The sequence below is a fragment of the Vibrio salinus genome, assembly GCF_021272385.1.
Lineage (GTDB): Bacteria > Pseudomonadota > Gammaproteobacteria > Enterobacterales > Vibrionaceae > Vibrio > Vibrio salinus.
Window position 1 is genome coordinate 765,811 of the sequence record NZ_JAJSDZ010000009.1, and the last position, 12,574, is coordinate 778,384.

General features: G+C 42.8%; 12 protein-coding genes. 8 read left to right on the forward strand and 4 right to left on the reverse strand.

Features of this window, described 5'->3' with window-relative positions:
- Positions 1-82 precede the first annotated feature (82 nt).
- The 5 genes from aroC to LRQ06_RS11830 all read left to right on the forward strand — a co-directional run bounded on the left by aroC (position 83) and on the right by LRQ06_RS11830 (position 4,641).
- Positions 83-1,168: a chorismate synthase gene (aroC, locus tag LRQ06_RS11810; protein WP_232766555.1), complete on the forward strand. Its 1,086-nt coding sequence runs from the start codon at positions 83-85 to the stop codon at positions 1,166-1,168.
- Positions 1,169-1,418: 250 nt separating this feature from the next.
- A complete protein-coding gene (locus LRQ06_RS11815; protein WP_232766557.1) occupies positions 1,419-3,068 on the forward strand; it encodes a methyl-accepting chemotaxis protein in 1,650 nt (549 codons plus the stop codon).
- 143 nt (positions 3,069-3,211) lie between these two features.
- On the forward strand, positions 3,212-3,742 hold the full coding sequence (locus LRQ06_RS11820) for an elongation factor P hydroxylase (RefSeq protein ID WP_232766559.1): 531 nt from the start codon (positions 3,212-3,214) through the stop codon (positions 3,740-3,742).
- 11 nt (positions 3,743-3,753) lie between these two features.
- Entirely contained in the window at positions 3,754-4,026 is a 273-nt protein-coding gene (locus tag LRQ06_RS11825; RefSeq protein ID WP_232766561.1) for a YfcL family protein, read from the forward strand.
- Between the two features lie 90 nt (positions 4,027-4,116).
- Entirely contained in the window at positions 4,117-4,641 is a 525-nt protein-coding gene (locus LRQ06_RS11830; RefSeq protein WP_232766563.1) for an NADPH-dependent FMN reductase, read from the forward strand.
- Between the two features lie 61 nt (positions 4,642-4,702).
- On the opposite strand, the gene mnmC is transcribed toward LRQ06_RS11830, so the two are convergent.
- Complete coding sequence (gene mnmC, locus LRQ06_RS11835; protein WP_232766565.1) at positions 4,703-6,709, reverse strand: bifunctional tRNA (5-methylaminomethyl-2-thiouridine)(34)-methyltransferase MnmC2/FAD-dependent 5-carboxymethylaminomethyl-2-thiouridine(34) oxidoreductase MnmC1; 2,007 nt, start codon at positions 6,707-6,709, stop codon at positions 4,703-4,705.
- Between the two features lie 127 nt (positions 6,710-6,836).
- Here mnmC and fabB point away from each other — a divergent pair, with 127 nt between their 5' ends.
- The 3 genes from fabB to LRQ06_RS11850 all read left to right on the forward strand — a co-directional run bounded on the left by fabB (position 6,837) and on the right by LRQ06_RS11850 (position 10,309).
- Positions 6,837-8,048, forward strand: a complete 1,212-nt coding sequence (gene fabB, locus LRQ06_RS11840) for a beta-ketoacyl-ACP synthase I (RefSeq protein WP_232766566.1) — start codon at positions 6,837-6,839, stop codon at positions 8,046-8,048.
- A 121-nt stretch (positions 8,049-8,169) separates the two neighbouring features.
- On the forward strand, positions 8,170-9,315 hold the full coding sequence (locus LRQ06_RS11845) for a 4-phosphoerythronate dehydrogenase (protein WP_232766568.1): 1,146 nt from the start codon (positions 8,170-8,172) through the stop codon (positions 9,313-9,315).
- Positions 9,299-10,309, forward strand: a complete 1,011-nt coding sequence (locus LRQ06_RS11850; protein ID WP_232766569.1) for an aspartate-semialdehyde dehydrogenase — start codon at positions 9,299-9,301, stop codon at positions 10,307-10,309. Before LRQ06_RS11845 ends, LRQ06_RS11850 begins: the two co-directional genes overlap by 17 nt.
- A 49-nt stretch (positions 10,310-10,358) precedes the next feature.
- Here the strand turns inward: LRQ06_RS11850 and fcrX are convergent, their stop codons facing one another.
- From fcrX to LRQ06_RS11865, 3 genes are all read right to left on the reverse strand, one after another.
- Complete coding sequence (gene fcrX, locus LRQ06_RS11855; protein ID WP_232766571.1) at positions 10,359-10,808, reverse strand: ferric iron uptake transcriptional regulator FcrX; 450 nt, start codon at positions 10,806-10,808, stop codon at positions 10,359-10,361.
- 248 nt (positions 10,809-11,056) lie between these two features.
- A complete protein-coding gene (gene fldA / locus LRQ06_RS11860) occupies positions 11,057-11,584 on the reverse strand; it encodes a flavodoxin FldA (protein ID WP_232766572.1) in 528 nt (175 codons plus the stop codon).
- Between the two features lie 142 nt (positions 11,585-11,726).
- Positions 11,727-12,515, reverse strand: coding sequence for an alpha/beta fold hydrolase (locus tag LRQ06_RS11865; protein ID WP_232766574.1), 789 nt, complete (start codon positions 12,513-12,515; stop codon positions 11,727-11,729).
- Between the last annotated feature and the right edge of the window lie 59 nt (positions 12,516-12,574).

The following is a 12,574-nucleotide window of genomic DNA, read 5'->3' on the forward strand; positions in this document are numbered from 1 at the left end:
CGTTTAAAGACACTATGAGGCCAACAAAAACAGAGAATATGCGCAAAGGCAGACACACTTTGCATCAGGAATAGAGGAACTCATGGCTGGAAATAGCATTGGACAACATTTCCGTGTGACGACGTTTGGAGAAAGCCACGGTATTGCTTTAGGTTGTATCGTAGATGGTTGTCCTCCGGGGCTGGAAATTACAGAAAGTGATTTACAGAAAGATCTGGACAGGCGTAAACCGGGGACATCCCGTTACACGACACAGCGTCAGGAAGCCGATCAGGTGAAAATTTTGTCTGGCGTTTTTGAAGGTAAAACAACCGGAACGTCTATCGGACTTTTAATTGAAAATACGGATCAGCGTTCAAAGGATTATTCTGATATTAAAGATAAGTTTCGTCCGGGGCATGCCGATTATACGTATCATCAGAAGTATGGAGTTCGAGATTATCGCGGTGGTGGTCGTTCTTCGGCCCGGGAAACAGCGATGAGGGTAGCCGCCGGAGCGGTTGCTAAAAAATACCTGAAACAGGAATTTGGCGTTGAAATACGTGCCTACTTGTCTCAGATGGGCGGCGTATCTATCGATAAAGTGGATTGGCACGAAATTGAAAATAATGCGTTTTTCTGCCCTGATGCGGATAAGGTAGAGGCGTTTGATCAACTGATTCGTAAGCTGAAAAAAGAAGGCGATTCAATTGGTGCGAAGATTCAGGTTGTTGCTACTCAGGTTCCGGTGGGGCTGGGTGAGCCTGTTTTTGACCGTCTGGATGCGGATATTGCCCATGCATTAATGAGTATTAATGCTGTGAAAGGTGTGGAAATCGGCGATGGCTTTGATGTTGTAGGTCAGCGGGGTAGTCAGCACAGAGATCCATTGTCTCCTGATGGTTTCGGAAGTAATCATGCCGGCGGCATTTTGGGAGGAATCTCAACGGGTCAGGACATCGTTGCGAGCATCGCGCTGAAACCGACCTCCAGTATTACGGTCCCTGGGGATACGATTACAAAATCCGGAGAATCGACTCAGTTAATCACAAAAGGGCGGCATGATCCATGCGTTGGTATCCGGGCTGTACCCATTGCAGAAGCTATGTTGGCAATTGTATTGATGGACCACCTCTTAAGACACAGAGGACAGAATCAGGGTGTGACGACCGAAACACCAAAAATTTAATTGCTTTAAGCTAAGCCATAGCCCTTTAGAATGTCCATTCTGAAGGGCTTTTCTTTTTATACTATTATTCCTGTTTCTGTTTCCCTTCTTAATATAAAAGATTTGTTACTTTCGTCCGGAATTTATCTATCAAAAGTTCGCAGATAGTTTGTGTTTGGGTATTGCCTGAACTAATTTTACATTATGTGTTCTGTTTTATAGCTAGTCGTTGATCTTTTGTCCGGTGGATATCAGCCATCAGGGGTTTTTTATGAACTTTAATAGCGTCAAATTCAGACTAAGAGCCGTTGTAATACTGGTGGTAGTTTCATTTTCAATCATTGCTTATGTATCTATTGAAGCAATGCAGAAAACATCGGATGCCATTGAAAATATGTATTCGAATGGAATGATTAATGCCAATCGGGCCAGTGAGGTACTCAATCTGGCCGGAGATGCCAGAAGTCAGTTATTGCTGGCGTTTCAGCACGAACCAAACAGTGAATTCCTGACTATGCATAATCACCCGGTCTCTATGCATTTGGATAAAATTATGGATTCTCTGAACCAGATAGACAGGTTAATTCAGAATGACATTATGAAGTCAAATCTGACCGGGAAGCAAAAAGAGCTGATTAATGCTTTTTACTCTGAGTTTAAGAAATTAAATAAAATGGGTTTTATGGTTTCTATCAATGAAATTCGTAATAACCGTTATAACAATGCAAATAAAGTGCTACTAACTGTAATTAATCCAAAATTCATGAAAATCAATGAAATAGGACGGAAATTTCTCAATGAAGAAGTTAATGAAGGTAAGGAAACCTATGAACAGGCGGAAGAGGATATCGATACTTTTATTGTGGCATTATCAATGATTGCTCTGCTGGTTGCCGGAGTGATTTTAACTCTGGTTTGGTTAATTCTGAGCCGGGTTGATTCAGCGTTGACGAAAATTGAAGTTGTCGCCAGAGATGTGTCTGATGGCGACCTGACCCGACAGGTTAAATTACAGGGCAGTGATGAATTTGCTATTTTGTCGGATTACGTAGATGCAATTGTGTCTAAATTTAAGGAAGTCATCGCTAGCATGAATGACAGTGCGCTACAGTTATCGGCTACTGCGGATGAAACGTCTTCGATTGCTACCCAAACCAAGCAAAATGTGATTGAACAGCAGCAGACTCAGTTAGTAGCAACAGCCATTAACGAATTTTCATCGACGGTTCAGGAAGTGTCGATCAGTGCAGCCTCTGCTGCTGAAGCTTCAGAGTCGGCGGAAAGTGCAACTGAAGAAGGCAAACGGGTTGTGCAGAAATCCATAGATATGATTCATGCTTTGAATAATTCTATTTCTGAGTCCAGTGACAGTATTCAGCAGTTATCGCAGCAAAGTAATCAGATTGGAAGCGTTGTCGATGTAATAGAAGATATTTCTGAACAGACTAATTTATTGGCACTGAATGCAGCCATTGAAGCTGCCCGGGCCGGTGAAGCCGGAAGAGGGTTTGCGGTGGTCGCCGATGAGGTTCGTTCGCTGGCTGTCAGGACTCAAAAATCGACTGAAGAAATCAAAACGATGATTGCAAACTTACAATCTGGCAGTAAAGATTCTATGCAGAAAATGGAAGCAGGCTCTGAGCAGGCTCAGGTTACTGTTGAAATGGCGAATAAGGCCGGACAGGCTCTGGACGAAATTTCGGCCAGCGTAGAAAAAATTAATAGTATGAACATTCAGATAGCGACAGCCGCAGAGCAACAGAGTACCGTGACAAATGAAATTAATCAGAATGTGACTTCTATTAATGATATTTCCATCCAAACGGCAGAGGGCGCAGAACAGAGCAGTTCTGCAACGTTAGAATTAGCGAACCTTACAACAAGTATGCGTGAGAAAGTTTCCCACTTTAAATATCTGTAGTGCCTTTCCTTGTTTATTAACATAAATCATAAGGCTCTGACTCGATGAAAAAGTCAGAGTCTTTTGTGCCTTTAATCTTTACCTTGTCCCCTAAAATAAGGAGAATGGCCAGCCATTAACGTAAAGTTTCAACTGTGATGATTATGAACCATCAATATCAGGATCTGATAACCATTTTTAATCAGACGTTTTCTTCTCAATACAATACCAGATTGGAGCTTGGGGGGGATGAGCCTGTCTATATGCCGGCAGATGAAAAGATACGTTACCACCGCATTATTTTTGCCCGTGGTTTTTATGCCTCTGCATTACACGAGATTGCTCACTGGTGTGTTGCCGGCAGAGAAAGACGGCTGTTGGAAGATTTTGGTTACTGGTATGAGCCGGATGGGCGCTCAGAAGAAGTTCAGAGGGCATTCGAAAAAGTTGAGGTTCGTCCTCAGGCATACGAGTGGATTCTTTCTCAGAGTGCCGGATTTTCATTTACTGTCAGTTGCGATAATCTGAACGGTGATTTTGAACCTGATCGTTTGACTTTTATGAACGCGGTACAAAGAGAAGTTCTTGATATCCTGAGTAATGGATTACCAAGGAGAGTTTTTATGTTATCTGAAGCGTTAAGGATGTTTTATCAAATTCCGCCGTTATCGGTTGAACAATTTAAAGTGAAATAAGTGAACGAGTTATGATTATAGAATATGAAGAAAAACTACTGGAATTAATCGATGCCCGTATTGAGTCAGCCTCTGATGATGAGTTGTTTGCCGGAGGATATTTAAGAGGCCATATTTCGCTGTCTGCTGCATCGTGTGAAGAGGAAGGCGTGACTGATATTAGCTGCTTGTGCCAGAGAATTGATGACAGTCTGGATGACGCTAAGTCTGAGCTGACACCCGCAGATCAGGTTGTAGTTGTCTCTTTGTGGTCTGAGTTGCAGGCTCAGATGGCTAAGTTCTAATTTTTTGAATAAGTCTGACCAATTATTGAGATTGTTGCTTCACCGACTCTTGTCTATTCTGTAACTATTGAAACGAGAGAGGGAACAATTATGAAAGTTATCGCCTTTGGAGCCAGTACCAGCTCAACGTCCATTAATAAATTTCTGGCTACTTATGTGGCTGGTTTAGTACCGGGTGCGGATGTCGAAGTGCTCGACATCAATCACTATGATGTCCCTATGTTCAGTGAAGATAAAGAAAAAGAAATTGGTCAGGCACAAGGCGCAAAAGCCTTTTTAGACGATTTGTCAAAAGCCGATGCCCTGGTTATTTCTTTTGCAGAACATAACGGGCATTACCCGGCAGCGTATAAAAATCTGTTTGACTGGGCAACCCGCATTAATCAGAAAGTGTATCAGGATAAGCCCGCAGTTTATCTTGCTACATCTCCCGGACCAGGTGGGGCACAGTCTGTATTAGGCGCTGCAATTGGTTCTGCTGGATATTTTGGTGGTAATGTGAAAGGTTCTCTTTCCGTTGCCAGTTTCTATGACAAAGTCGATTTGGGAGAAGGGGTCGTTACAGATCTCGCTCTGGAAACCCAGTTAAAAGAGCTGGCTGAAAAATTAGCTTAAATAAACAACACAAGGGCCTCACTGTTATCGGTGAGGCCCTGCTTTGTTCAGATTGACAGGATTAATCGACTTTTTTACCTTTACGAAGTTTTCTTATCCACATTCTCGATGGGTGAAGTTTTTCTGTTAAATCTACGGCGAAGGGAAGTGGATCGTCAGCCATCAGTGATGCAAGATATTCTGCAAGTAAGGGCGCGGAACAAAGTCCCCGGGAACCGAGTCCCAGAAAAGCGTAGAGGTCTGGATAACAGGAAATATCTTTTGCATTCTCCGGAGTTTGATTTACCAGATCCGCATACTGCTCTTTTATGATTTCCGGAGCAGACAGATTTCCGACAAAGGGAAGGTGATCCCGGCTCACACACCGTATTCCCTGCCGTGATTGGTTACCTTCGACATTCACTTCCTGAGTCCATTGTTGAGCAGGCAGGCAGTGTACCAGCTTCTGTTTATTCTCTTGTTGCGCCGCAGGGTCGAACACGGTGTCCAGATGGTGCTTGTCGTAACTGGCGCCAATACAGTGATGTTGATTTTCGGGGTTGCATGGGGTCATATAGCCGTCATAACACAATACGGTACGGATCTTTGACAAAACAGGCGTTGTTGGGATGTGACTGACCTGACCTTTGACCTGAGCCAGGGGAAGTTTTTTTGCCTGGCTGAGCTTGTTAAATTCGTTTCCGTTGGCGAAGACAACCGATTGGTGTCTGAATGACTGTTCATTGACATGAAGGTACCATTGGTTGTCACGGCGTGTAACGTCGGTTACTTCGTGCTGATAACGAATGGTCAGGTTGCCTGTGGATTCCAGTGCTTTCAGCATCTGTCCGGTAAACTGAGCAGGGCATAGCCATCCACCAAGCGGATAAGAAAGACTTTCTGTATCAGTATTCAGTCCGAATACGCTTTCTGTCTGCCTTTTATCGAGTTTCGTGATCAGTTCCGGATGGTAGTCCCCATCAACAATGTTATTTAATTTTTTTGTTGATTTATCATCCCACATAATCTGAGTGACACCGCACCAGTCGTGGTCGAAGTCTAAGGTTGTTGCTGCCTGCCGGACTGATTGGCGGGCGAACAGGAATGCACTGGAAAATATGCGGGAAATTTCGTCATTATTTTTGGTCAGTAGCGGATAAATGGCCCCCTGCCGGTTACCGGAAGCACCCTGAGCCACTTTTGAATCTTTACAGTAAAGAGTGACATGGATACCACGTTGAACCAATGATTTTGCCAGGCAGGCACTGGCGATTCCTCCGCCGATAATTGCAACGTCTTTGAGTTCTGAGGTCGGATAACTGCGGTACCAGGGTAAAACATTTGTTTGACGTGCTTTATGAGATAATGTGCCTGCTATCATTTCTCTTTTGGTTCCAAAGCCTTTAACTTTTTTCATATCATAACCGGCTTCAATGAGTCCCCGGCGAACAAAGCCAGCAGCAGTAAAAGTAGCACAGGTGGCGTTATTTTTACTTAAGTTCGCCATGTTATTAAACAGATTCTGGTTCCACATTTCCGGGTTTTTACTGGGAGCAAAGCCATCCAGAAACCAGGCATCAATAATTCCGTTTTTACTGACCGGAATTTGAGGCATACAATCTTTGATGTCACCAAACCAAAGATCAAGAGTTATCAAACCTCCTGCTAACACAACTCGATGACAACCCGGTACAGCTATGGGATAATATTTTTGTAGTTCTGACGCGTATTTTTTCAGTTGTGGCCAGGCATCGTGAGCCCGGATAAGATCCGGAAGCTGAATGGGGAATTTTTCGAAACTGATAAAGTGTAGCTCTTTTATGACAGATTCTGGATTCTGAAGACGAAAATCATCAAATAATTGCCATGCAGCCAGAAAGTTGAGTCCTGTTCCGAATCCGGTTTCACCAATGACAAAGCGTTTGGAGGAAAATTCATTCCAACGTTCTGGCAAGTGATTCTGATGTAAAAAGACATACTGGGTTTCGGCTAACCCGTTTACATTTGAAAAATACACATCATCAAATTGATCTGAAACGGGTGTACCGGATGCATTCCAGTCAATATTTGCGTTAGTTATGGAAGCCATGTTGAAGAAATTCGCTATATCTAAGACAATAATTGCAATGAATTGTACGAATTTCTTGGAAAGCTGACCACTTTTGTTATGCTTGTCCGTTATTATTTAGCAGTATTTTTATTTATAGGAATGACAAATGAAACGAGTCGTAATCACCGGTATGGGAATTATTTCAAGTATCGGTAACAACGTCGAGGAAGTTCTTTCATCTCTGAAGGCAGGTAAATCAGGAATTACTGCGTCAGAACAGTTCAAGGAACAAGGACTTCGTTCTCAAGTCTGGGGAGATTTAAAAATCAAACCAGCTGAGCATATTGACCGCAAAAAAATGCGTTTTATGGGCGATGCGGCTGCTTATGCATACCTATCATTAGAGCAGGCTATCGCAGATGCAGGCCTGACTCAGGAACAGGTTTCTGATGTTCGGACCGGTATTGTTGCAGGTTCCGGTGGTGCGTCTGCACTGAACCAGTCTGCAGCGGTTGATATTCAACGAGCTAAAGGTGTGAAACGTGTTGGTCCATATATGGTTCCACGTACCATGTCGTCTACTGTTTCTGCGTGTCTGGCTACGCCATTCCAGATTCGTGGTGTCAACTATAGTATGAGTTCAGCCTGTTCAACATCGGCTCATTGTATTGGCCATGCGGCTGAGTTGATTCAACTGGGTAAACAGGACATCGTTTTTGCCGGTGGCGGTGAAGAACTGGACTGGACAATGACGATGATGTTTGATGCGATGGGCGCATTATCAACAAAGTATAACGAGACTCCGGACAAAGCTTCCCGTACTTATGATGCTAATCGTGATGGTTTCGTTATTTCCGGTGGCGGCGGTATGCTGGTGGTTGAAGAACTTGAGCATGCGCTTGCCCGTGGCGCCAAAATTTATGGTGAAATTGTGGGTTACGGTGCAACATCTGATGGTTATGACATGGTGGTACCATCCGGTGAAGGTGCGGTTCGTTGTATGAATATGGCAATGGAAAATGTTGACGGTGTTGATTACATTAACACACATGGCACATCGACACCTGTAGGTGATACAAAAGAATTAAGTGCTATTCAGGAAGTGTTTGGTGATAATAGCCCGGCAATTTCTGCAACTAAAGCGATGACTGGCCACTCACTGGGTGCGGCTGGTGTCCATGAAGCCATCTATTCAACGCTGATGTTGGATAATAATTTTATTGCGCCAAGCATCAATATCGAAAACCTTGATGAAGCGGCTCAGGGACTGGATATTGTGACTGAAAAACGTGATCAGGAACTGACAACTGTCATGTCAAACAGTTTCGGTTTTGGTGGAACGAACGCCACATTGGTGATAAAAAAATATCAGGCGTAATTCCATTATCGATTGATACCCACTTATGGAAGCCATAAGTGGGTATTTTTATGTGCATTCCTCGACTCTTTTTTTCCTGAGAGTACAATCCTCCATACAAAGTTACAGTTGATAAAAGAAAATGAAGATCCTGATAGATGAGAATATGCCCTATGCCGAAGGATTATTTAGTCGGTTGGGGACGGTGGTTCTGAAAGCCGGTCGTCAGATGAGTGCCGATGATTTGATTGATGTTGATGCCCTGATGATTCGCTCGGTTACAAAAGTAGACAAGACGCTGATTGAGAAAGCAAACAAGTTAAAATTTGTTGGAACGGCAACGGCCGGAATGGATCATGTCGATCAGGCTTTGTTAAAAGAAAAAGGCATTTTTTTTACGGCTGCACCGGGATGCAATAAAGTTGGCGTTGCCGAATATGTTCTTAGTTCACTGATGGTTCTCGGTCAACAACAAGGTTTTTCAATTTTTAGTAAAACAGTTGGTATTATTGGTGCCGGTCAGGTTGGAAGCTATTTGTTCGATTGCCTTTCAGGGATTGGTATCAATGTTTTACTTAATGATCCGCCAAAACAATCCGAAGGCGATACCCGTGTATTTACACCGCTTGGTGAGTTGATAGAGAAATCGGACATCATTACTATTCATACGCCTTTGACAAAAACAGGAGAATGGCCTACATATCATATGTTTGATTCTGAGGTGCTTGATACAATGCGGGCTGATCAGATATTAGTGAATGCGGCCCGGGGCCCGGTTGTTGACAATCGGGCATTAAAAAACCGATTGTTACGTAATGATGGTTTTACCGCTGTTCTGGATGTCTTCGAGCAGGAACCGGTAGTGGATATGGAGCTATTGCCTTTGTTAGCCTTTGCTACGCCACATATTGCCGGATATGGTCTGGAAGGGAAAGCTCGTGGAACGACAATGATTTTTAACCGCTATTGTCAGTTTCTGGGACTGGAACACTATGCCGACCCTGCGGAATTATTGCCGGTTGCGCCGATACCGGAAGTGTCAGTATCAAAACCATGGGACGAGTTCGATTTGTATAATCTGATTCAGTTGATTTACGACGTCCGTAGAGATGACAGCATTTTTAGGCGAAACATTGGCTCTGAAGGGGCCTTTGATAAAATGCGCAAAGAGTATTGGGACCGTCGGGAATACAGTGCAGTAAAAATTAAAGGCCAACAAGCATTTGGTCTTGAATCATTACAAAAACTTGGTTTTAACGTAGAGGTAACACATGAGCCAAATGTTTAATATTGCCATTTTAGGGGCTTCAGGTACGGTTGGTGAAGCGATGCTTGAGGTTCTGGAACAACGTGAGTTTCCAGTTGATACTCTTTATCTGTTGGCGACAGAAAAGAGTGAAGGAAAAACATACCGGTTTAAAGGCAAGACGGTTCGTGTACAGGATGTTGAAGATTTCGACTGGTCTCAGGTTCACATCGCATTGTTTTCGGCGGACAGTGAAGCGTCTGAACGCTGGGCTCCGGTTGCTGCAGATGATGGTGTCGTTGTTATCGATAATACAGCCCGTTACCGTTATGAATATGATGTGCCGTTGGTTATTCCGGAAATTAATCCGGAAGCCATTGCCGATTTTCGTAACCGGAATATCATTGCCAACCCAAACTGTTCGACCATTCAAATGCTGGTTGCATTAAAACCTATTTATGATGCAGTGGGTATCGACAGGGTAAATGTGACGACCTATCAGTCAGTCTCCGGTGACGGGAAAGCCGGAATCGATGAACTGGCTGGTCAGACAGCCAAACTGTTAAATGGACTACCGGCAGAACCGGTGCAGTTTTCTCAGCAGATAGCATTTAACTGCATACCACAGATTGATGAGTTTCTTGATAATGGTTATACCAAAGAAGAAATGAAGATGGTTTGGGAAACTCAAAAGATATTTAATAATTCCAACTTAATGGTGAATCCGACTTGTGTTCGTGTGCCAGTTTTTTATGGTCATGCAGAAGCATTGCATATTGAAACCAGTTCTCCAACGGATGCGGAACAGGTAACCCGGTTGCTGGAACAGTCAGAGAGTATAGATGTCTATACCGGCACAGAATTTCCGACTCAGGTTCGTGATGCTAATGGAAAAGACACGGTTTTAGTCGGACGGATCCGAGAAGACATCAGTCATCACAGTGGTATTAATTTATGGGTGGTTGCAGATAATGTCAGGAAAGGGGTGACGAATGCGATTCAGATAGCAGAGTTATTGATCCGGGATTATATGTAAAATTGCGGATGTGTTGAGTTAAAAAAACCACCTTAATGGTGGTTTTTTATTAAGATTTTTTCTTATGTGCGTTGGGGTCGTCTTTGCATTTTTCATCGGCACAACGACCGTACAAATACAAACTGTGGTTTGTCAGTTTTACATTATACATTTCGGCAATTTCCTGCTGACGTTTTTCGATAACATCATCAGAAAATTCAATAACTTCTCCGCAGTCCAGACACACTAAATGATCATGGTGGTGCTGCGTTGACAATTCAAATACAGACTTCCCACCTTCAAAATGGTGACGGGTAACAATACCGGCATCGTCGAACTGGTTAAGAACCCGGTATACTGTTGCAAGACCGATTTCTTCACCTAAATCGATTAGCTTTTTGTATAAATCTTCAGCACTAATATGTTGACATTCCGGCTGTTGTAAAATTTCCAGAATTTTAAGTCTTGGGAGTGTGACTTTTAATCCAGCATCTTTTAGCGCTTGATTGTTATCAGACATATACTTTCCTGTTGATAATCTGTATTTGTTACAGAAATGGTTTATTAGGAATATTATAGGCGACTAAGTAATAACAATAAACCATGAACTTAACAAGGATTATTAATACCTATTTCCCGTATCGTTTTAAGCACAGTATTCGATTCAAACAATTTTTCACAAGTTTTCTTCGTAATAATTGTTCTACATCGTGATACAGGCCCCTATTATTGGTTGATACAGAAGCCAGTATGTTAAATAACTGTTATTTAATCTTCCAGCTCGGCAAGACACATTTCGTCATATACCTGATTTACCCAGTTTTTGACGCGTTCCTCGGTTAATTCAGGCTGACGGTCTTCATCAATGCACAGACCGACAAAATGGTCATCATCAACCAGTGCTTTCGATGCTTCGAATTCATAACCTTCTGTAGACCAGTAGCCGACAATAGTAGCACCTTTGCCTTCAATAATATCTCTCAGAGTTCCCATTGCATCACAGAAATACTCTGCGTAATCTTCCTGATCGCCACAGCCAAACAAAGCAACCAGTTTGGTAGAAAAATCTATGTTTTCTAATTCAGGGAAAAAATCATCCCAGTCACACTGAGGCTCACCGTAGTACCACGTTGGGATACCAAGCAGCAGAAGATCGAAATTATTAATGTCTTCCAGACTGCTTTTGGCAATGTCTTGTACGTGAACGAGTTTTTCTCCAAGTTGCTTTTGAATCATTTTAGCAACGGTTTCGGTATTACCAGTATCACTACCAAAGAAGATACCTACACTTGCCATAGATTATTACCTTTCTCTAACTTAAATTGACGAGGATAATGTCTGACGTTACATCGCTGAGTGTTATTGTCATATCCCAGAATAATCCGCGAACTATACCATTGTTATTGATAATTGTTAACGGGGTTTTCTTTTTCTGATCTTAGTTTGCATTCGTTGACACAGCATAAAATTTACTGATGGCTCTCAGAACTTCTTTTGGCTTTTCTGCGTGAAGCCAATGGCCTGTTCTGGTCACAACGTGTGCTTTTGCGCATGGAAACTGCTGTCTGATCCGTTCCTGATGCTCTGGTAGTATATATTCCGATAACTCACCTTTTATGAAGAGGGTGGGTACCGAGACTGGTTCAATAGTATTCCAGCCTAAAATATTCCGATAATGCTTTTTCAGTGCATGTGCGTTGAACCGCCAATGCATTTCCTGCGTTTCATTATCTTTATATAACGATTTGCTTAAAAATTGTCTGACGCCTTCAATCGTGATGTATTCTTTCATTATTTCCAGTGCTTCGCTGCGTGAAGCCGGACGACTGGCCTGGACATTTTCTATTGCAGTGAAAACACTGTCGTGACGGTTCTCGGTATAGCCAATCGGAGCCATATCCAGCACGACCAGAGATAACACCCGTTCCGCTAATATAGAGGCCATTTTCATCGCTACTTTGCCGCCCATCGAATGTCCTATGAGCGAAAACTTTTCGATCTGTAATGAATCGATGAGATGAATCACATCCTGAGCCATTTCCGGATATGAATGATTTTCGCTGTGGAAAGACAATCCATGATTGCGAAGATCCACACTGATGACCCGATAGTTTTTTTTCAGTTCCCGGGCAAGAATGCCTAAATTATCCAGATTGCCAAATAAACCGTGTATCAGGACGATGGGATGGCCTTCTCCCTCTGTTTTATAGTGAAGTAATGCTGACATTTTCTCTTAATAGTATAGGGTTTAACGTAGAGTATCGTTGCAGATCTCGTTATAATCCT

Coding starts and splice junctions, on each gene's coding strand:
- LRQ06_RS11830 (WP_232766563.1), top strand. CDS start 4,117: ATGAAAGTTATCGCCTTTGGAGCCAGTACCAGCTCAACGTCCATTAAT.
- fcrX (WP_232766571.1), bottom strand. CDS start 10,808: ATGTCTGATAACAATCAAGCGCTAAAAGATGCTGGATTAAAAGTCACA.
- mnmC (WP_232766565.1), bottom strand. CDS start 6,709: ATGGCTTCCATAACTAACGCAAATATTGACTGGAATGCATCCGGTACA.
- fldA (WP_232766572.1), bottom strand. CDS start 11,584: ATGGCAAGTGTAGGTATCTTCTTTGGTAGTGATACTGGTAATACCGAA.
- aroC (WP_232766555.1), top strand. CDS start 83: ATGGCTGGAAATAGCATTGGACAACATTTCCGTGTGACGACGTTTGGA.
- LRQ06_RS11820 (WP_232766559.1), top strand. CDS start 3,212: ATGAACCATCAATATCAGGATCTGATAACCATTTTTAATCAGACGTTT.
- LRQ06_RS11815 (WP_232766557.1), top strand. CDS start 1,419: ATGAACTTTAATAGCGTCAAATTCAGACTAAGAGCCGTTGTAATACTG.
- fabB (WP_232766566.1), top strand. CDS start 6,837: ATGAAACGAGTCGTAATCACCGGTATGGGAATTATTTCAAGTATCGGT.
- LRQ06_RS11845 (WP_232766568.1), top strand. CDS start 8,170: ATGAAGATCCTGATAGATGAGAATATGCCCTATGCCGAAGGATTATTT.
- LRQ06_RS11825 (WP_232766561.1), top strand. CDS start 3,754: ATGATTATAGAATATGAAGAAAAACTACTGGAATTAATCGATGCCCGT.
- LRQ06_RS11850 (WP_232766569.1), top strand. CDS start 9,299: ATGAGCCAAATGTTTAATATTGCCATTTTAGGGGCTTCAGGTACGGTT.
- LRQ06_RS11865 (WP_232766574.1), bottom strand. CDS start 12,515: ATGTCAGCATTACTTCACTATAAAACAGAGGGAGAAGGCCATCCCATC.